The sequence below is a fragment of the Chryseobacterium sp. 2987 genome (assembly GCF_031456375.1).
In the GTDB taxonomy this organism is placed as follows: Bacteria; Bacteroidota; Bacteroidia; order Flavobacteriales; family Weeksellaceae; genus Chryseobacterium; species Chryseobacterium vaccae.
The window spans coordinates 169886-190886 of the sequence record NZ_JAVDUN010000006.1; the positions used below are offsets into that span (position 1 = coordinate 169886).

The following is a 21001-nucleotide window of genomic DNA, read 5'->3' on the forward strand; positions in this document are numbered from 1 at the left end:
TCGATAATTATAATTTACAAAAATACTTCTTTAAAATTAAATGGCAACAATTATTAATTTGGATTCTTGAACCACCATTTCTTCCAAACAATTTTCAAGCCATGAGTACCCGTAATCTGAAAAGAATACGCTGAAGTTATATACCCTCTCCTGCCAGGTCTTAGAAGGATGGATATCCAAAAATAGTCTTTCCAGTCTTTCCAGCAGTTCGTTTTGTTTTATTTTTTCGGCATGCAGGAGTCTCTTTTTCATTCTTTTGAAAGATTTCAGCTGTCTTACTTCTTCTGCTTTCACCATATTTCCGAAAGACTTTTCTGTAGTTTCCGCAATAGCTTTCAATTCTGAGAAACTTTTTTCCAAAAGGGCTTCTTTTTCTTCCAGTAATTGTAAGACATTGCTGCCTTCTAAAATTTTCTGATTGGTGATGCCGGTAAAGCTTCCAAAAAAGTCTTCAATCTTAAGATTCAGTTTCCCTACTTTCCCCAGCGTTTTTTCAGGAAGGAAAAGCATTGAGTTTCTCGGAATCAAAATGGGAAACGGAATATTGAGTTTTGAAAAGTAATCTTTGAGTTCAAGCCAATACATAATTTCTGCATTTCCTCCAATATAAGCAAGATTGGGAAGTACTTTTTCCTGATAAACGGGGCGCATCAGGGCATTCGGGCTGAACTTTTCAGGATGATTTTCCAGTTCATTCAGAATTTGATCCTGTGTGAATATGGTGTCTGTATCCACTATTTTATATCGGTGACCATCAAAATCTATTCTGTCTCTTGTTTCTGAAAGATAAAAAAGATTTATTTCTCTTGGATTGACCTGGACTTTGCCATATTTTTCCGTTAGAAAATTAACTTTTTCATTTGAATTATTGTAAAGACTGGAATTCAGAAGTTCATTTTTGAAAACTTCTTTAATCTGTGTTTTGAGTACTCTGGAATCTCCGTCTATAATTAACAGTCCAAAATCTGAGAAAAGTCTGTTGACCAGGATTTTTATCGCTTGAGTAAGCGTATTACCTGTTTTATAAGCTTCTTTCAGCATCAGGATCAGTTCTGTTCCGAAAACGGAATCTTTGAACTCTTTCTCAAATTCTGAGACGAAAAAGGTATCACTGATTTTGATTCTACCTACAGGCCCACCAGATTTCTCGTTGATCTCATAATAATTATTCTCTGTTTTGAAATGATTGATCTCTGCAAAATCATGATCTTCCGAAGCCATCCAGTATACAGGAACAAAATTGAAATCCGGAAAATTTTCTTTCAGATATGTACATGTTTTGATGGTCTGCAAAATTTTGTAGACAAAGAAAACAGGTCCTGAGAACAGGTTCAGCTGATGTCCGGTTGTGATGGTAAATGTATTGGGCAATTTCAGCCTATCCAGATTTTCTTTTTGCCTTGAAGAAAGATGTAAGTCTTCCAGCTGTTTATTTAGTTCATCCGACAATATATTCCTCTGATCTTGAGTAAAAGCGTCTTTTTTAAGATGAATCTGGTTTCTGAAATGCTCTAAAGAAAAGGTATTTTCTTCAAATCCCTCAATTTTTTGGTTCAGAAAATCTTTCACCAGCTGAGGAATGCTTTCTATGTCGTTAAATGATATTTTATTAATTGTTTTCAACTTGTTTTTCTTTTAGTTGAACAAATACCACACAATTCCGATGTTCAGCCTGAAATCATAAACCGGATAGTGTGGAAATGCATAAGCTTTATTACTGGAAATTACAGTTCCAATCTGTTGTCCTTCTACGTAAAAGAACATTTTTTTAACCTTCATATTGATATAAAGATCGGCAATAGGCTGCCCTCCGATTGAGAATGCATTTGCATTGGGAAGAATATATTCATTCAGGATCGGGAAGTAATCTCTTGAGGCAAATTTAGAGAAGTAATACACTTTTAATCCGGCCTGAATTTCAGCAGCTTTTTTGAATGCGTGAGTCTGATAGAAGAAGTTAGCTCTACCGATAAAACTTGGAAGAGGAAGAAGTTCTTTATTCGTTAGTGTATTCTGGAAATGAAGTCTTGTGTTCAAATGAAATTTACCAAAGCTGAAGGTAGCATCACCTCCGATCTGAGAAATGTTCAGTGAGCTTTCGCTTTGTTTTGGGTTGGCATTGCTGTCAAAATACGTATAATTTTCTATTCTGAAGTAGTTAGCAAAAAGTTCGGTTTTGAACCATTTCAGGTTTACACTCCCTCCGATTTCTGTTACAGATTGGTTTTTAGCATTCTCAAGATAATAGTTGAACCCATTATAAACAGAAGTATTCAATAAATAATTAAAAGAAGGGTAAGCACTTTGGAAATTTACTTTGGCATTAACAAAATAATCTTTTATAGGTTCAAACTTAAGATTGTTGGTTGTTTTTAGATAACTTCCGAACTGGCTCCCATTTGAAAATTCTAAAAAGGACTTTAGCTGAATTTTATCCCAAAGTTTGACCTGAAGATTTCCTACAGCTCCTATTCTATTTTCTTTCAGCTCTCCCGGAAGAGCGGTTCCATTAATCGTTGCCAGGTCTCTGACCCCAAATTTCAGCATCTGATAACGAACTCCTCCATCAAGCTTGAATTTTTCATTATTAAAAACAAGACTTACTGTATTGCTAAAGTTATCTGAATATTTTTTGGTTGTCAGGGGGAATCCACTAGTTACCTGAGTAGCGGCGTCAGTATACCAGTAAGGCTCAAGCTGTCCCTGATTATAATAATATTTATTTCCCTGATGGAAAACGGTATGCCTTATACTGAAAGGGAATTTCTCTGCATTAAACGGCGTAAACTGATGGCTTAAGTAATATCTTCTATAAGAGAACTGTGAGCTGGACGATGCAAGGTTCACCTGAGCATTCTGCCTGTTCTTGTAATTGCTGTCTCCACTCTGGAATCTTGCGTCATCTACAATCCCTCCGCTTTCCTGATTGTTAACGTTCTGATGCAGGTAATGGGCAAAGAGTTCATAGTTCCCGCTTTTGGAAACATAATGCCCGGAAAATATGGTATTATTATTAGCTGCCAGTGAATTTCTATAAAATCCCTGAGAACGTAATCCCATATACTCAATGGCAAAGTTGAATCTTTTTCCGATATTCTGAGTGTAGGTAGAATTAAGAGCGGCACCGTTTTTCATTGCAGTATGGTAAATGAAAGAGGCTGTGGGTGTTTTTACGTCATAATATTTAATATCATTTGCTCCTAAGATCATATAAGCCTTATTGGAAGGCAGAAGAGACAGGTTTTGTTCCGCATTCACTTCATAGATAAGAGGATTGAATCCTGCTCCGATATTAGCAGGCTGTACTCTTCCAAAATTATCTCTGTTATTGTATTGGGAAAAGATATGAGTCTTATCAAAAGTCATCACGGTATCAAAAACTTTCTTTTCAGAAAACTGGTTCTGATACAGATAATCATTGATGGTAGGTTTAAAAATTTTCAGGGAGTCTTTTTTCCCTGAATCAATAACAAGGGTATCTTCTGCTTTTTTAACGATTTTACCGGAGTCTGTTTTGACTGTCTGAGCTTTAACATTAAAGCATATGAAGAGTATGATGATGAAATATCTCATTGTAACATTTAAGCTACAAAAATATAAAATCTGCTACAATGTATTCATATAAGTTTCGAGTTTAATTAAACGGATCAATGAATCTTCTGAAAATATTAACTTTTTAAATGAGTGTCTTTAACAGTATTTTATATCATTATTTTTATTCCATAAAAAAAGCAGCAACATGTGACCATGTTACTGCTTTTTTAAATTTATATAAGTGTTCTTCTGTGAAGAAGATTTTACTTATTAAAGTGAGTTGTCATAACCAGGGTTAGGAGCAACTAACGTACCTGAAACGTTTGTTTCTGCCTGTGGAATAGGGAATGCCAAACGCGTATCTCCGATGTTCAATGTTACAGGAGTACCTGTTCCAGCCGAACCATATACAGGAACTGACTGACCCCATCTTAATAAATCCCACATTCTGAATCCTTCACCAAGAAGCTCTCTTCTTCTTTCGTCTTTCACGTTCTGTAGAGTCACATTAGATGCTGATGCAAGACCTCTGTTTGTAGATACAGCATTATAATAACTATCTGCATTAGATTGTGATCCTCCATTTGCAGGTAATTCAGCTTCAGCACCATTTAAAAGAACCTCTTCATATCTTACTAACTTAAGGTTATCAGCACCACTCATGTCTGGATATTTGTGAACAATATATCTAATTCCTGAAGCAGTAGCAAAAGTAGCAGAAGTTCTTCTAACATCCGCAGCATTATATGATGCGTAAGTAGCAGCTAATACTCCCATATTTCTATAGGCTCCTCCAAAATTCATATAAGCATTCATCCCTGCAGCACCATAAGCATTAGCCGTACCTACAGAAAGTTCAAACATAGAGTTGGTAGATGCATTGTTCAAAGTCCAGCTGATTACATAAGAGTCTTTAGCAGCTACATTGTAAGCCCCACCTCCAACGACATCAGCAACATATTGTCTAACTTTAGCATAATTTCCTTTGTAAAGATAATATCTTGACATTAATGCTTTTAATGAATATTCATTCAATTCAGTTCTGTTAGCCGTATCTGTAAATCCGTTACCGCTTAATAGAGATAATGCTTTATCGAAGTCAGCTTCAATCTGAGCTTGGGTTTCAGCTACACTTGCTCTTGCCATGTTAGCCTTAGGATCATATTTCGTAGGAATTACTACTCCTTTTGTTCCTCCTGAATACTGCTGACCGTAAAGTCTTAATAAATCGAAGAATGCCAACGCACGGATAGCATAAGCTTCTCCTTTTACTTTATTCACTTTCTCCTGAATAGTAGTCTGATTCAATGTTTGAGACCATGTAAGGTTATCTGGTGAATTGATTACAATATTAGCTTTTGCTACTACTGCATACATAGCATTGTAAGGTCCTGTTGTATACTGGTCTGTAGAAGTCATGGATAAGTTTCCTACAGAAGTAAAATATCCTGCTGCTCTTCTGGTGAACATTTCATCACTTCTGATTTCCGCAAAAAGTGGAAACTGAGCTCCATAATACCCAACAGCTCTCATAGATCCATAAGCTCCTGTTACAAAAGACTGTAATTTTTCAACACTTGTGATTGTTTCAGCCTGTTCAGAGTTACCAAAATCGGTATCAATAAATTCTTCGCTACATGAGGTTAGTGAAAAACCTACCATTGTTGCTAAAGAAAGTGCTATAATATATTTTTTCATTTTTTTTAAATTTTTAGAATTTTTAGAATTCAACATTAAATCCAACTAAGTAGGTTTTCATAGCAGGTAAGTTCAGGTTACTAGTCCCGATCAAAGCCATATCCGGATCAAACTTCAGCTTCTTGTCATATCTGTGAGTATATAGGTTGTTGGCCATCACATATAAAGTCACCTTGTTTACTGGAGCTCCTTTTAAGAAGTCTTTATCAAAGGTATAGGCTACTTTCAGGTTACTTAGTCTTAAGAAGTCCGCTTTTCTAAGGAATCTTGTAGAACTATTGTTAGCAGATGTTGATCCTGTCCCCCTTGCACCAATCCCCTGGAAAGGTTTTGGATTCTCTGCATTAGGATTGCTTGGTGTCCAGTAATCCATAGCATCTGCGTAGCTGTTATAAACGTGAGAATTGGTACCATCACCCTGTAAATAGAATGCCCAGTCATCATACATCTTAGCTCCGAAACTGAAAGTTCCCTGAGCACTTACTGTGAAGTTTTTATAAGACATATTTAAGCCTACCCCTCCATATACTTTAGCGATACGAGATCCCTGGATCGCACGCTGCGCTTCTGCATAGTTGCTGGTAGTTTCTCCGTCTACACCGTTTTTATACCATAGCGGGTTACCATTGCTTGGATCTACTCCAGCCCATTTTCTCATGAACCAGCTGTTTACTGTTTCTCCTTCTCTTAAGATCGTAGTACCTGTGATTACGTCTTTTCCTCCATATATGCTAGTAACTTCATTCTTTAAGAAAGAAAGGTTACCATCCATGCTTAATGCAAATCCTCCTTTAGTAACAGGACTTAAGATGTTAGCATTCGCTGTGAATTCGAAACCTTTGTTCACCAAGTCTCCTACATTATCAAAATAAGCTCCTAACCCCTGAGAAGTGGAAAGAGGAATATTATAGATCAGGTTTTTCGTTTTCTTGTTGAAGTATTCAGCAGTAATCGTTAAATTATTTTTGAATAAGCTGAAATCAACCCCTAAGTTGAAAGGATTTACGGTTTCCCACTGTAAACCAGGGTTATCAAATCCTGCATAACTTGCTCCTGCTAAACCATTGTAGTTGATGGTATAAGAATACGTAGCATAAGGAGATACTGATACCCTGTTACCTACTTTACCGTAAGAAGCTCTTAGTCTTAAAGAGTTCAGGTAATCATTTTCTGGAATAATCATTTTAGCAATATCCAATCCAACCCCTGCAGACCAGAAGTTACCTGCTTTGCTGCCTGGCTGAAGATAAGATACAGCATCTCTTCTTCCGGATAAGTCAATATTTAAGTATCCTTTGTAGTTGTATCCTAAAGTTGCTCCATAACCTGATCTTGAACTTTCAAGGTTATTTACCCCTGTGTGGTCAATTGGTACTACAAAGCTGGAAAGGTGCTCCAAAGTACTTAAAGCAACAGACTGTCCTGTAGCTGCTAAAGTTCTTGTGTTAGACTGATATGCCTCCTGGAATAAACTTGCATTGAATTTATGGTCATCAGATAAAGAGAATGCATAGCTCAATACGTTGGATACGTTGAAGTTGAAATAACGGTTCGTTCCTGAAGTCATACGACCATTGGTGCTGTACCCATCACCATATACAGGAGATAGATATTCATCCTCTTCAGTTACCACATATTCAGGGGCAACATTTAATCTGTAGTTTAATCCTTTCAGAATGTTATAACCGATTCCTATGTTACCAAAGATACGGGTAGAGTTCGCTTTATTCGTGTTGTATTTTAAAATCGCAGCTGGGTTGAAAGTCCCAGCAATTGGTAGACCATTATAGGTTCCATCATCTACAGATCCTAAATAAATAGATCCGTCAGCATTATAAGCCGGCTCCAAAGGAGCAGTGAAATATTGGGCTAAAACCGGATTGGCGAAAGCACCACCGTTAGGCAATGTTCTGGTAGTAGTATTAGCAACCTGGATATCTGTATTGATTGTTAATCGATCTGTTGCTTTGTATTCTAACTTAGTAGAAGCACTGAATCTTTTGAAATCAGAGTTTCTGTAGACACTTTCCTGCTCAAAGGTACCGAAAGAAGAATAGTATTTAAATCTATCACTTCCTCCTGATGCAGTAAAGTTCATATCCTGCTGGATAGCACTTCCTCTCTGAACGATGTTTCTCCAGTCTGTATTATTGTTTACGAAATCAGATCCCCATACATTATCTGTAAGATATTGAAGAGCTGCCGCTTCAGTCATATTATTTCTGTTAGCAAATGAAGCTGCTGCATACTGCTTAAACTGCTCTCCATTTAAAACTCCCGGCTGCTTGATTGCCGTCTGGTTTAAACCATAAGATGATGAAAAGTTAAATCTTGGCTTTCCAGACTTTCCTGATTTAGTAGTAATAAGAACTACCCCTGCTCCTGCATCAGCACCGTAGATCGCCGTAGAAACCGCATCTTTAAGTACTGTCATGGATTCAATATCATCAGGATTTAAACTGGATAGGATATTTCCGGTAGTGTTGTTCGAAGTAGGGTCTCCGGACATTACTCTTACTCCATCTATAATATAAATAGGGTTGTTATTCCCGTTGATAGAAGCCTGACCTCTAATACGAAGTGTTACAAATCCCCCCGGCTGACCTGAAGAAATACCTCCCTGAACACCCGCTACTCTTCCCATTAATGCAGCTTCAGGAGAAGCGATCGGAAGGTCATTAAGCTTATCTGCTTTTAACGTACCTACAGATCCTGTAATTTCTTTTACAGCCTTTTTCTGCCCGAACCCAACCATTACCACCTCTTCAATCTGAGTTGATTTAGTAGCTGTATCCTTTTTTGCTTGTTGCTGTGCAAAAGCAGCCTGTCCCATGAAGAACAATGCTCCAGCACTTAATACACGTAGTTTAACATTCATATTAACAAATTTTAATATATTTTAATGGGCAAATATGTTAATAAATATTAACACTTGCAAGTTTTTCAACAGTCTATGCAATACTTTTTTTTACATTTTAATATAAAAATTACGCTAAACAAATAGGATTTAACAATAATACTTAATTTTTATTTCATAAAATACAAATTTTTTACGTCTGTATTTTTTTTTAACGCATTATTGTTAATGCAAAAAATATTATTTAGAATTAATATAAATTATAAAAATATAATTCATCCTAAAAAAAAGACATTGATAAAAATGTGAATTCCACCTATTTATAAGATAAAATTTGGTTTTTATTTTAACTATCAAAACATACTATTCCTTGCTTTAGCTGATTAAAACGAGTTTAAAATCGATAAACAATTCAGCGGTAAGATTACCTACTTAGCGCAATACTTGCATTTTAATATCCTCAAATTATTTTCATAACTTACAAATTATCAATACAGGCAATTAAATAACTTACAACAAAATAAATTTCATTTTCTAACAAATATTACGTCATAAAAATGTGAATTAACAATAATTATAATTTCATTTTTTTTAAAAATAGAAAATTCAACTATTTTTTCGGCTACAAAAACAGAGAATACAAAGGGATAGACATAAAAAAAGCTGCCTCAAATGAGACAGCTTTCATTTATATGAAATCTATTATTTCAATTTTTTCTTAACAGCTACTTCTTCGTAGACTTCAAGAATATCTCCAGTTTCAATATCATTGTACCCTTTCAGGTTCAGACCACATTCGTAACCTTTTGTTACTTCCTTCACATCATCTTTGAAACGTTTTAAGCTTTCAAGTTCACCATCGAATTTAACGATACCGTCTCTCAACAAACGTACTTTCGACTGTCTTGTAACTTTTCCGGTAAGAACCATACATCCTGCAATAGTTCCTACTTTAGAAATCTTAAATACCTCACGGATCTCAACATTACCAATTACCTGCTCCTGAATTTCCGGAGAAAGCATTCCTTCCATTGCTTCTTTTACTTCATCAATTGCTTTATAGATTACAGAATAGGTTCTGATTTCAATTTCCTCACGGTCTGCAAGTTCTTTTGCGTTTGCACCAGCTCTTACGTTGAATCCAATGATAATGGCATCTGATGCTGCCGCTAAGTTGATATCAGATTCAGTGATCTGTCCTACCCCTGAGTGAAGAATTTTCACGCTGATTTCCTCTGTTGACAATCTTTGTAACTGATCAGAAAGTGCTTCCACAGAACCATCCACATCACCTTTAAGGATAATATTCAATTCTTTAAATTCTCCTAAAGCAATACGTCTGCCCAATTCTTCAAGCGTTGTATGTTTTTTCGTTCTGATAGAAAGTTCTCTCTGAAGCTGCTCTCTCTTATTGGCAATGGCTTTACCTTCACTTTCGTCTGCATATACACGGAATTTATCACCAGCTGTCGGCGCTCCGTCTAAACCTAAGATTGTTGCAGGAATTGAAGGACCTGCTTCCGCAAGATTTTTCCCTCTTTCATCAAGCAAAGCTTTTACTTTACCGTGATTTTTACCTGCCACTACGTAGTCTCCCACTCTTAATGTTCCGGTTTGCACCAACATGGTAGCAACATAACCTCTACCTTTATCAAGAGATGCTTCAATAACAACACCATTTGCTGCACGATCAGGATTCGCCTTTAATTCAAGCATTTCAGCCTGTAATAAAACTTTCTCCAATAATACGTCTACATTATTACCAAACTTAGCTGAAATCTCCTGCGCCTGAACATTTCCGCCCCATTCTTCCACTAAAACCGGAGGGTTTAGACCTGAAAGCTGTTGACGAATATTGTCTGGGTTTGCATTTGGCTTATCAACCTTGTTGATAGCAATAATCATCGGTACCTGTGCAGCCTGAGCGTGAGCAATAGCTTCTTTCGTCTGTGGCATTACGTCATCATCGGCAGCAATTACAATAATTGCAATATCTGTGATTTGCGCACCTCTTGCTCTCATTGCCGTAAAGGCTTCGTGACCAGGAGTATCTAAGAATGTAATTCTCTGACCGTTTTCCAATTTCACATTATAAGCACCGATGTGCTGCGTAATACCTCCGGATTCACCCGCAATTACGTTAGTTTTTCTAACATAATCCAGTAATGAAGTTTTACCGTGGTCAACGTGCCCCATTACAGTAACTACAGGAGCTCTTGATACTAAGCTCTCTTCAGTATCGATTTCATCTTCTGAATCTGTATCTTCAAGATCAGCGTCAGAGAATTCAATTTTATACCCGAATTCATCTGCTACCAATAATAAGGTATCGGCTTCCAATCTTTGATTCATGGTAACCATTACCCCTAGTGAGAAACATGCAGAGATTACTTCAGTAGGAGAGACATTCATCAAACTCGCCAGTTCACCTACTGTGATAAATTCTGTCACCTTAAGTGTTCTGTCTTGTGCTTCAAGCTCCTGCTGACGCTCATCCTGCTCTCTACGGAAGGTTCTTTTATCTTTTCTGTGTTTAGCAGATTTCGATTTACCACCTTTATTGGTCAATTTTTCAAGCGTTTCTTTGATCTGGTTTTTAACCTGCTCATCAGTAAGCTCTACAGGCATTACTCTTTGTCCAGGTCTGTTATTCTGACCACCTTTCTTGAATCCGCCACCACCTTGGCCTCCCGGACGATTGCCCTGGTTTCCGCCAAAACGGTTTCCACCCGGACCTCCCTGACCTTGAGGACGGTTGCCTTGGCCTCCCTGCCCCTGACGGTTTCCGCCCGGACCTCCTTGGCCTTGAGGACGGTTACCCTGCCCTCCCTGGTTGTTATTATTTCCTGAGTTTTGATTATTCCCCTGGCCTTGCTGATTATTCTGCCCACCTGGTTTCTCAATTCTCTTTCTTTTCTTTTTAGCTCCGGAGCCTGGTTTTGGTGCAAATTGAGTTAAGTCAATTTTTTCACCCACAATTTTAGGACCGTCTAATTTTTGGTAAACAGTCTCAATTTTTTGAGGTTCCTGAGACTCTGGCTCAGTTTTTTGAGGTTCTGCAGGCTTTACTTCAGCAACAGGTTCAGCCTGTTTAGGAGTTTCTTTTACTGGTTCTGCAGGTTTTTCCTCTTCTTTTTTCTCCTCCATTTTTGGTTTGTCTTTTTTCACTGGTCTGTTCCTGGATTCTATCTGAGACAAATCAATTTTATCCAGAACTTTAAATTCCTGCTTCTCAGGGGTTGCTTTCACTTCCGGTTCAGCTACAACTTCTTCTTTCTTTTCTTCAACTGGCGCTGGTGCCGGAGCTGCTGCTGGAATTTCAGGAGTTTCTTCCACTTCAGGTTTTGCAGAATCAAGATCTATTTTACCTAAAATTTTAGTTTCTGGTTTATTAGCTTTAGCTCTTATTACTTCAGGGGTTTTCTTTTCTTCAATTTCCAGTTTTTCTTCCGGAACTTTAGTTATTACCACCTCATGGGAAGCTTTACGCTGTTCACCGTCTTTGGCAAACTCAGCCTCCAATGCAGAATATGCCGCTTCTTCTAATTGAGCGTTAGGATTGCTTTCAACCTCGAAACCCCTTGATTGTAAAAACTCTACTAATCTGGACATCGAAATGTTGAATTCCTTAACCGCTTTATTTAATCTTATTTTTGGCATCTATATATTTACGTATTTTTTTAATTCTTAAAATTAAAGTATTTCCTTTTTACTGTTTTATTAAAATTTATTTAAAATCTTAATCTTCAAATTCTTCTCTCAGAATACGTTTTACCTCTTCAATTGTCTCCTCTTCAAGGTCAACCATATTTAAAAGACTCTCGGTATCTTTATCCAATACTGATTTCGCAGTAGTAAGACCTACTTTCTTAAATTCATCCAAAATCCACTGCTCGATATCGTCATTAAATTCTCTCAATTCAACGTCGTCATCCTCGCTGGACTCTCTGTATACATCAATTTCATAACCTGTCAACCAAGAAGCCAGTCTGATATTCTGTCCCTGCTTACCAATCACTTTAGAGATCTCTTCAACCGGAGTATATACTAATGCATAGTTCTGCTCCTCATTGATATCAATCTTATTGATCGTAACGTTTCCTAAAGCTCTTTTTACTAAGATCTCTGGATTTTTAGACCATTGAATAACATCGATGTTTTCATTTCTCAACTCTCTTACAACGCCATGAATTCTGGATCCTTTAACACCCACACAAGCACCAACAGGGTCAATTCTGTCGTCATAAGCATCTACTGCGATCTTCGCTTTTTCACCCGGAATTCTCACTACTTTTTTAAGCATGATGGTTCCGTCCTGAATTTCAGGAATTTCCAGCTCTAATAATTTCTCCAGGAATTTAGGAGCGGTTCTGGAAATAATGATCTGCGGCTTAGATCCTTTAAAATCTACTGTTTCTACAATAGCTCTGATATTTTCTCCTTTTTTAAAGAAATCGGATGGGATCTGGTTTTCTTTTGGCAAAATGAATTCATTCCCCTCATCATCCAATAAGATCACATGTTTGTGACGGATGTGGTGGATCTCTCCTACAACAATTTCCCCGATTTTATCTCTAAACTGCTCATAAAGCATGGCATTGTTATGCTCCTGAAGTTTTGTAGCTAAAATCTGCTTAAGGGTAAGGATATTTCTTCTTCCTAACTGAGCAACAGGAATCTCCATGGTAAAATCTTCACCTACTTCAAAGGTAGGATCGATTTTCTTTGCTTCAGAGATTTCAATTTCAAGATCATCGTCTTCAGACATTTCGTCTTCTACGATGGTTTTATTTAAAAATATCTGAAAATCTCCTTTATCCGGGTTTACAATTACATCAAAGTGATCATCTGAATCAAATCTCTTTCTCAAAAGAGTTTTCAGTGAATCTTCAATAATTGCCATAAGATCAATCTTACTGATCCCTTTTTCGTCTTTAAAATCACCAAAGGATTCAATCAACGCTATATTATCCATCTATTCTTTTTTCTTTTAAAATTTAATTACTACTAATGCTTTCTTTATCTCAGAGTAAGGAATTTCTTTTTCCTCCTCTACATCCACTTTCCCTTTTCCGATATCTTTCGGCTTTCGGTAGCGTAAAATAAGGGTGATTTTATCATCATCCACTTTGGCAAGTTCGCCTTCAATTTTGGAAGAATCTGCTAAAAGCACTTCAATTTCTCTTCCTATATTTTTCTTAAACTGTCTTGGAGCAGACAGTGGTTCACTTAATCCCGCAGACATCACCTGAAGACTAAAGTCATGCTCTTCACGATCCATATTGAATTCTACTGCACGGCTTGCATCAAGACAGTCCTGCAGGGTAACTCCATTGTCTCCATCTAAAATCACAGTAATATCATCCCCTGCAGAAATCTTTAAATCAATAAGAAATAAATCTTTTCTGGTTTCGAGGAATTCATTTAATAATTCTTCAATTCTTTTTCTAAACTCCATATTATTGATCTGATTTACCCGTACGAAAAAAGGCTTTCTTCCGAAGCCTTCCCATTTTTTTCCGTAAATCCAGTGCAAATATACGTATTTTTTTCTATAAATACAAAATGAACTTATTATCAAGCAAATAACACAAAAATTTTATTACAGGAAATTAAGAAAGCGGATGAAGGTATTTTTATTACTTTTGTGACAGAATTTTTAAAAACATACATTTTGAATATAACGATTGTAGGAACGGGTTATGTTGGGCTGGTTACAGGAACTACCCTGGCAGAACTCGGCAATTCAGTATACTGTGTTGATATTGATGAAAAAAAAGTAGAAGGTATGAAAAACGGCATTGTTCCCATCTATGAGCCGAACCTTGAAGAAATGTTCTTAAGGAACATACAGTCTGAAAGGTTGTTTTTCACCACCAATCTCAAAGAAGCTTTAGACAAAAGCGAAGTTGTTTATCTGGCATTGCCTACCCCTCCGGGAGAAGACGGTTCCGCAGATCTTTCCTATGTACTTCATGTTGCGAACAACATTGGAGAGTTGATGACAGAATATAAAGTAATTGTTAATAAAAGTACCGTTCCTGTTGGAACTGCCGATAGAGTAAGAGAAGTAATTTCCTCAAAAACCAACATTCCTTTTGATGTAGTTTCCAATCCCGAATTTTTAAGGGAAGGTTTTGCGGTAGAAGACTCTATGAACCCATCAAGGGTCGTTGTAGGAGCAAGCTCTGACAGAGCGAAAGACATCATGTCTAAAATCTATCAGCCATTTACCAATACGGGAATCCCGATCATCTTTATGGATGAAAAATCATCGGAACTGACAAAATATGCATCCAATTCATTCCTCGCAGTAAAAATTACGTTTATGAATGAGATTGCTAACTATTGTGAAAAAGTAGGAGCAGATGTGGACAAAGTAAGACTGGGAATGGGAAGTGACGACAGAATCGGACATCGGTTTTTATTCCCGGGAATCGGATATGGCGGCAGCTGCTTTCCTAAAGATGTGAAAGCGCTGATTAAATCCGGAAAGCAAGAAGATTTTAATTTCCAGATTCTGGAAGCGACAGAAAACGTCAATACTTCACAGAAAGTTATTCTGGTTTCAGAAATTGAAAAATATTTCGGAGGAGATATTAAAGGTAAAAAGATTGCCATGTGGGGGTTAGCCTTCAAAGCCAATACAGACGACATCAGAGAAGCATCATCTTTAGACAATATTGCTCTTCTGCTGGAGAAAGGCGCGGAAATTGTAGCTTACGATGCTGTAGCTGAAAATAACGTTCAGAAACTTCTAGGCAGCAGCATTCAATATGCAAAAGGAATGTATGATGCCTTGGAGGGCTCTGATGCTTTATTCATCGCCACTGAATGGCCGGAATTCAAAAATCCTAATTTTGAGCTCATGGCTAAAAAAATGAAAAATAAAGTTATTTTTGACGGAAGAAATATGTACCCGCTGGAAGTTCCGGAACAAAATGGGTTTTATTATAAAAGTATAGGAAGAAAGACCATAGAAAATAAATAGATGAAAAATATAATCATTACAGGAGGTGCCGGATTTATCGGCTCCCATGTCGTAAGAGAATTTGTAAAAAACAACCCGGATACTACAATCATCAATCTTGATGCACTTACCTATGCCGGAAATCTGGAAAATCTGAAGGACATAGAAAATGAGCCTAATTATGTTTTCGAAAAGGCTGATATTACCAAGCCTGAAGAATTAAGAAAAGTATTTGAAAAATACAATCCGGATGCTGTTGTCCATTTAGCTGCCGAGAGCCATGTAGACAGAAGCATTACAGATCCTATGGCCTTCATCAACACCAACGTGAACGGCACAGCCAATCTTCTGAATCTGTGTAAAGAATTCTGGACACTGAATCCTGATCACACCCATGGAAGATTCCCGGATGAAAAAAGAACCAATCTATTCTATCATGTTTCTACAGATGAAGTATACGGAAGTTTAGGAGAGACAGGATTCTTCTTAGAAACCACTTCTTATGATCCGCAATCTCCGTATTCAGCATCAAAAGCAGCTTCAGATCATTTGGTAAGAGCCTACGGAAACACGTACGGAATGCCGTTCATCGTTTCCAACTGCTCCAATAACTATGGTCCGAATCATTTTCCTGAAAAACTGATTCCTCTTTGTATTTCCAATATCATTAATGAAAGACCTTTACCTATTTACGGTGACGGCAAATATACAAGAGACTGGCTGTTTGTGATTGATCACGCCAAAGCCATCCACCAGATCTTCAATGAAGCCAAAACGGGAGAAACCTATAATATCGGAGGCTTCAACGAATGGCAGAATATTGATCTTGTAAAGGAACTGATTAAACAGATGGATGCTAAATTAGGAAAGCCTGAGGGGCACTCTGAGAAACTGATTACTTTTGTAAAAGACAGACCGGGACATGATAAACGTTACGCTATTGACGCCACCAAACTTAACAAGGACCTAGGATGGAAACCTTCCGTAACTTTTGAAGAAGGACTGGGTAAAACCATCGACTGGTATCTTGAAAATAAAGAATGGCTTGAAAACGTAACCAGCGGTGACTACCAGAAGTATTACGAAAATCAATATAACTAGAACATCACAAAACACGCTCTGCTATGCCCGTTCTGTTATTTTTCTGAATTTAACGGACAATGTAGCGGACAACTTACAAAATAAAAGATGAAAGGAATCATATTAGCCGGAGGCTCCGGAACCAGACTTTACCCTCTTACGATTGCCGTGAGCAAGCAGCTGATGCCTGTTTATGACAAACCTATGATCTATTACCCGCTTTCCACCTTATTATTAGCAGGAATCAAAGATATCCTGATTATCACCACACCACATGATCAGCCGGGGTTTATTAAACTATTAGGTGATGGCTCCCAGATCGGGTGTAATATAGAATATGTGGTACAACCAAGCCCGGACGGACTTGCACAGGCTTTCATTCTGGGTGAGCAGTTTATAGGAAATGACTCTGCCGCATTGGTACTGGGGGATAATATATTTTACGGCTCGGAAATGGGAACATTACTGAAGAACAAAACCAATCCTGACGGAGGAGTAGTCTTCGCTTATCACGTTTCTGATCCTGAAAGATATGGTGTTGTAGAGTTTGACGCTGACTTAAAAGCAGTTTCTATTGAAGAAAAGCCTTTACAGCCTAAATCAAACTATGCCGTTCCCGGACTTTATTTCTATGATAACGAAGTGGTGGAAATCGCAAAGAACATTCAACCTTCTGCAAGAGGAGAGCTGGAGATCACCGACGTTAATAACGTATATTTAAGCAAAGGAAAACTTGAAGTAGGTGTCCTTGACAGAGGAACTGCCTGGCTGGATACCGGAACTTTTGACTCTCTTCATGATGCTTCCGAATTCGTAAGCGTTATTGAAAAAAGACAGGGTTTCAAAATTGGATGTATAGAGGAAATTGCTTTCAGAAATAAATTCATCAATGAAGAAAAGCTTCTTGAAACCGCAACAAAATATGGTAAAAGCGGTTACGGTGAATACCTGAAGCAGCTGATCAAAAAATAAACGTACAATCTTATAAAATTTACAAACTATTGGCCTTATGGCCAATAGTTTTTTGCTCATAACAACAAATATCAATATATTAGTTGTTATTTTTGGTTTTATGTGAATAATTATTCATCAATATAAAAAACCGAATAAGAATTAAATATTTTACATTTGCAAAAATTTACACAAATGAACGAACCACAGCAAAAGTGGACAGAAACGATTGAAGCTGAGCATTCTTTATTCGACCTTAAGCTTAAAGAGGTCTGGAGGTACAAGGATCTTGTTTATATGTTTGTTAAAAGAGATTTTGTCTCCAGCTTCAAGCAGACTATTCTGGGCCCTATCTGGTTTTTTATCAATCCCATTTTAACAACTATTGTTTATCTTGTCATTTTCGGCAGAATAGCCAAACTTCCCACAGACGGTGCTCCACCACTTCTTTTTTATCTGGCAGGAGTTACACTCTGGAACTATTTTTCAGGATCATTGCTTGCAACTTCCTATACTTTTTCGGGAAACTCCGGAATCTTTGGTAAGGTGTATTTCCCCCGGCTGGTTACACCGCTTTCTATTGTTATTTCCAATCTGATGCGGTTCGGAGTTCAGTTCCTTTTATTCATTACCGTTTGGGCTTATTACTGGTCTCAGGGAAAAGTACATCCTAACATCTGGGTTCTTGCCACACCATTTCTCATAATTCTTATGGCACTTTTCTCACTAGGCGCAGGAATGATTTTTTCCTCGCTTACAACGAAATACAAGGACCTCAGTATGCTGCTTGGCTTTGGAGTAAGCTTATATATGTACGCTACTCCTGTAATATATCCGGTATCTTCGCTTCAGGGTATATTCAGAAAATTAACTTATTACAATCCTTTAACAGGTATTTTTGAATGCTTTAAATACGCATGGCTCGGCGTGGGAGATTTCTCTCCAGTAATGCTGGGAATCAGTACAGGTATCATTCTTATCCTTCTGATGATAGGAATCGTGGTCTTCAACAGGGTTGAAAAAACGTTTATGGATACTGTATAATTTTTTTAACTTTTTAAATTAATAAGACTATGCTGGCTTTAAAAGCAGAAAATATATCAAAACAATACCGTCTCGGGCAGGTGGGTACAGGAACGCTTTCCCATGATCTGAACAGGTTCTGGCACAAAATGAGAGGAAAAGAAGATCCTTATCTGAAAATTGGTGAAGCGAATGACAGGACTACTAAAGGAGAATCTGAATACGTTTGGTCCCTTCGTGATATCAATTTTGAAATTGAACAGGGAGATGCCGTAGGAATTATCGGGAGAAACGGTGCCGGAAAATCAACTTTACTGAAAGTTTTGAGTAAGGTAACCAAACCAACCACTGGAAAAATTTACACCCAAGGTAGGATTGCTTCTCTTTTAGAAGTAGGAACGGGATTCCATCCTGAGATGACAGGTCGTGAAAATGTTTTCCTGAACGGTGCCATTTTAGGAATGACCCGTAAAGAAATCAAACGGAAATTTGATGAGATTGTTGACTTCTCCGGGGTTGAAAGGTATATAGATACTCCGGTGAAAAGATATTCATCCGGAATGTATGTACGTCTTGCATTTGCTGTTGCTGCCCATCTGGAATCTGAGATCCTTATCGTAGATGAAGTACTGGCTGTAGGAGATGCGGAGTTTCAAAAGAAATGTCTGGCGAAAATGTCAGATGTAACCAAAGATCAGGGTAGAACTATTTTATTCGTAAGCCACAATATGACGGCTGTACGTTCCTTATGTAACCAGGGAATTGTAATGTCCAACGGAAACATCATTTATAACGGCCCTACAGAAAAAGCACTGAGCGTATATAACGGTGATAAGCAGGTTTTTGGCAACAGTGTAATCCTTGGTGACAATAAAGATTTCAACAATAACCTTTTTGAACTTAAAAGCATTTCTTTGGTTGATGAAAATTTACAGTCTAAAGAAACAGATTTCATCGAAGACCAGAAGTTTAATCTGCTTACCGATATTACCATAAAAGATACGGCCAATGATTATCACATTTCGTATGTAGTTAAAAACTTCAACAACGATATTCTTTTTACCATGACCAATGCCGGAAAAGCAAAGTTGCAGCCCGGTAACAACAAACTGGTATGTGATATTCCCAAAGATTTTTTTAATGTAGGAGAATACGTACTGAGCTTATATATCATCAGAAACGTCCATGAGAGTGTACTTCATGAAGAAGATATTCTGACGTTCAGAATTGCGGAGAAAGGAAAAGAGTTAGGAGAATGGCTGGGAATAGAACCGGGATTCATCAAAACAAATTTCGCATGGGAGCGGTTTTAAAAAAGCTGACGCCTTACATACAAAGCAATGAATCCCTTTCAAATATTGTCAGGAAAACCCTTTACAATTATTTTTATAAACCTTACTCACAAATCTTAAAGATAAAGGATATAGAAAACTGTAGAGAAAATATTCTTGAAAAAATTTCAGCCCCGGGTATTTTTAAATGCAATCTTCCCAAGCGTTTGAATATCAAGGAAAGTTATGTTGAGAATACGGTTCCCGGGATTTCGGTTTACCAGTTTGAGAACGCTTATGTAGACATCAATTCTTCTGCATTTTGGATCAAAAATAATCTGGTTGTTTACAGAAGCTCCGGAGAAAGACTCAATGAAGGCTTTGTAACTGTTCATAACAGCAAAGATGCCAAGGTAATCAGAAAAAATACTGAACAGCTTGATGAAGGCTTCTTTCTTGGCGGAAACGGATCCTGGAACTGGTTTCATTTCCTGATTGAAATAATGCCGAAACTGCTTTTGTTTAACAAAAAATATACCCGGACTATTTTCGTTCATGAAATTGTAAAGCAAACTCCCGGCATGCAGTCTGTCCTGAAAATCCTGGCAAAAGATAAATTTACCATTCAGTACTTAAGCCCGGAAAAAACTTATCATGTGAAAAAGCTGTATCATATCAATGATTTCAACCATGTACAGTTTAACCGCTTCGATGGAGAGATCAAAGCCGAAGGAACATTTTATAATAAAGAAATTACCCGAAGATTTTCAGATGAAATTCTGAATAATCTGAAAACAGAAGAGGGACTGCCGGACAGAATATTTTTATACAGAAAAAATACCCATCGTGTGGCAGCCAATCAGGATGAGATTTTAAATTATCTGAAAGATTTCGGATTTACAGCTGTCTGCCTGGAAGAAATACCTCTTGCACAGCAGGCCGGATATTTTAAAACCGCCAGATTTATCATCGGAATCTCCGGAGCAGCCTGGACCAATATGCTGTTCTGCAGAAATCAGCCGAAAGCCATATGCTTCGCCCCTGAAAATGCTGCTTCTTTCAGTGCTTTTTCAAGTCTGGGACATATATTTGAGGTAGATTTTTACACTCAGCTATATAATAACAACGGACTTCACTCTGATAGTAATTTTATAATTAACTTTGAGGAATTTAAAGAACTATTCAAATACATTAATGGAGAACAATAAACCACAGATCATAACTTTCGATAAAATAGGATCGTCACAGCTGGGCTACATTACTATAGCCGAGGCTCAGAAAAACATTCCTTTTGATATTCAGCGTGTATATTGGACCTACTTCACCCCTCATGATGTGACGCGCGGAGGGCATGCTCATAAGGAGCTTCAGCAGGTTATATTTGCTGTTTCCGGAATTATTACCTTTAATACGGAAGATAAGGACGGGAATAAAGAAACATTTGTTCTGGACCATCCTACCAAAGGTTTGTATATCCCAAAACTGGTATGGAGAGATATTCAGTTTTCCCATAATGCGGTATTGCTTTGCCTTGCCTCAGAAATCTATGACGAAGAAGATTATTTCAGAGATTATGAAAGCTTCAAAGAAACAGTTGGTAAAAACCTATAAAAATTC

At 37.4% G+C, this 21001-nt stretch carries 14 protein-coding genes; 7 read left to right on the forward strand and 7 right to left on the reverse strand.

Annotated features, from left to right (window positions below; all coding sequences use genetic code 11):
* Window positions 1–36: 36 nt before the first annotated feature.
* The 7 genes from bshC to rimP form a co-directional block, all read right to left on the reverse strand.
* Window positions 37–1623: a bacillithiol biosynthesis cysteine-adding enzyme BshC gene (gene bshC / locus J2Y40_RS18420; RefSeq protein WP_153397504.1), complete on the reverse strand. Its 1587-nt coding sequence runs from the start codon at window positions 1621–1623 to the stop codon at window positions 37–39.
* A 12-nt stretch (window positions 1624–1635) separates the two neighbouring features.
* Window positions 1636–3573, reverse strand: a complete 1938-nt coding sequence (locus J2Y40_RS18425) for a putative porin (protein WP_310000640.1) — start codon at window positions 3571–3573, stop codon at window positions 1636–1638.
* Window positions 3574–3804: 231 nt separating this feature from the next.
* Window positions 3805–5232 (reverse strand): RagB/SusD family nutrient uptake outer membrane protein, encoded by a 1428-nt coding sequence (locus tag J2Y40_RS18430; protein WP_231128717.1) that lies wholly within the window; start codon window positions 5230–5232, stop codon window positions 3805–3807.
* 22 nt (window positions 5233–5254) lie between these two features.
* Entirely contained in the window at window positions 5255–8110 is a 2856-nt protein-coding gene (locus J2Y40_RS18435) for a SusC/RagA family TonB-linked outer membrane protein (RefSeq protein ID WP_153397501.1), read from the reverse strand.
* Window positions 8111–8791: 681 nt separating this feature from the next.
* The gene (infB, locus tag J2Y40_RS18440) at window positions 8792–11749 is read right to left on the reverse strand and encodes a translation initiation factor IF-2 (RefSeq protein ID WP_153397499.1); all 2958 of its coding nucleotides are present in this window, start codon (window positions 11747–11749) and stop codon (window positions 8792–8794) included.
* A gap of 79 nt (window positions 11750–11828) precedes the next feature.
* Window positions 11829–13064, reverse strand: coding sequence for a transcription termination factor NusA (gene nusA, locus J2Y40_RS18445; protein ID WP_062697940.1), 1236 nt, complete (start codon window positions 13062–13064; stop codon window positions 11829–11831).
* Window positions 13065–13079: 15 nt separating this feature from the next.
* On the reverse strand, window positions 13080–13547 hold the full coding sequence (gene rimP / locus J2Y40_RS18450) for a ribosome assembly cofactor RimP (RefSeq protein WP_153399956.1): 468 nt from the start codon (window positions 13545–13547) through the stop codon (window positions 13080–13082).
* A gap of 216 nt (window positions 13548–13763) precedes the next feature.
* Between rimP and J2Y40_RS18455 the strand changes: the two genes are divergently transcribed.
* From J2Y40_RS18455 to J2Y40_RS18485, 7 genes are all read left to right on the forward strand, one after another.
* Window positions 13764–15080, forward strand: a complete 1317-nt coding sequence (locus tag J2Y40_RS18455) for a UDP-glucose/GDP-mannose dehydrogenase family protein (RefSeq protein WP_310000645.1) — start codon at window positions 13764–13766, stop codon at window positions 15078–15080.
* Complete coding sequence (gene rfbB / locus J2Y40_RS18460; protein WP_153397495.1) at window positions 15081–16160, forward strand: dTDP-glucose 4,6-dehydratase; 1080 nt, start codon at window positions 15081–15083, stop codon at window positions 16158–16160.
* Window positions 16161–16247: 87 nt separating this feature from the next.
* A complete protein-coding gene (gene rfbA / locus J2Y40_RS18465) occupies window positions 16248–17111 on the forward strand; it encodes a glucose-1-phosphate thymidylyltransferase RfbA (RefSeq protein ID WP_153397493.1) in 864 nt (287 codons plus the stop codon).
* A gap of 174 nt (window positions 17112–17285) precedes the next feature.
* The gene (locus J2Y40_RS18470) at window positions 17286–18134 is read left to right on the forward strand and encodes an ABC transporter permease (protein ID WP_153397491.1); all 849 of its coding nucleotides are present in this window, start codon (window positions 17286–17288) and stop codon (window positions 18132–18134) included.
* A 29-nt stretch (window positions 18135–18163) separates the two neighbouring features.
* Entirely contained in the window at window positions 18164–19426 is a 1263-nt protein-coding gene (locus J2Y40_RS18475; RefSeq protein ID WP_153397489.1) for a polysaccharide ABC transporter ATP-binding protein, read from the forward strand.
* On the forward strand, window positions 19411–20592 hold the full coding sequence (locus J2Y40_RS18480; protein ID WP_310000649.1) for a glycosyltransferase family 61 protein: 1182 nt from the start codon (window positions 19411–19413) through the stop codon (window positions 20590–20592). Before J2Y40_RS18475 ends, J2Y40_RS18480 begins: the two co-directional genes overlap by 16 nt.
* Window positions 20579–20995 carry an FdtA/QdtA family cupin domain-containing protein gene (locus J2Y40_RS18485; protein WP_153397485.1) on the forward strand — a complete coding sequence of 139 codons (417 nt, stop codon included), beginning with the start codon at window positions 20579–20581 and terminating at the stop codon, window positions 20993–20995. Before J2Y40_RS18480 ends, J2Y40_RS18485 begins: the two co-directional genes overlap by 14 nt.
* Window positions 20996–21001: the final 6 nt, after the last annotated feature.

Coding starts and splice junctions, on each gene's coding strand:
- J2Y40_RS18430 (WP_231128717.1), bottom strand. CDS start 5,232: ATGAAAAAATATATTATAGCACTTTCTTTAGCAACAATGGTAGGTTTT.
- J2Y40_RS18475 (WP_153397489.1), top strand. CDS start 18,164: ATGCTGGCTTTAAAAGCAGAAAATATATCAAAACAATACCGTCTCGGG.
- nusA (WP_062697940.1), bottom strand. CDS start 13,064: ATGGATAATATAGCGTTGATTGAATCCTTTGGTGATTTTAAAGACGAA.
- rimP (WP_153399956.1), bottom strand. CDS start 13,547: ATGGAGTTTAGAAAAAGAATTGAAGAATTATTAAATGAATTCCTCGAA.
- J2Y40_RS18435 (WP_153397501.1), bottom strand. CDS start 8,110: ATGAATGTTAAACTACGTGTATTAAGTGCTGGAGCATTGTTCTTCATG.
- rfbA (WP_153397493.1), top strand. CDS start 16,248: ATGAAAGGAATCATATTAGCCGGAGGCTCCGGAACCAGACTTTACCCT.
- infB (WP_153397499.1), bottom strand. CDS start 11,749: ATGCCAAAAATAAGATTAAATAAAGCGGTTAAGGAATTCAACATTTCG.
- J2Y40_RS18480 (WP_310000649.1), top strand. CDS start 19,411: ATGGGAGCGGTTTTAAAAAAGCTGACGCCTTACATACAAAGCAATGAA.
- rfbB (WP_153397495.1), top strand. CDS start 15,081: ATGAAAAATATAATCATTACAGGAGGTGCCGGATTTATCGGCTCCCAT.
- J2Y40_RS18425 (WP_310000640.1), bottom strand. CDS start 3,573: ATGAGATATTTCATCATCATACTCTTCATATGCTTTAATGTTAAAGCT.
- J2Y40_RS18470 (WP_153397491.1), top strand. CDS start 17,286: ATGAACGAACCACAGCAAAAGTGGACAGAAACGATTGAAGCTGAGCAT.
- J2Y40_RS18485 (WP_153397485.1), top strand. CDS start 20,579: ATGGAGAACAATAAACCACAGATCATAACTTTCGATAAAATAGGATCG.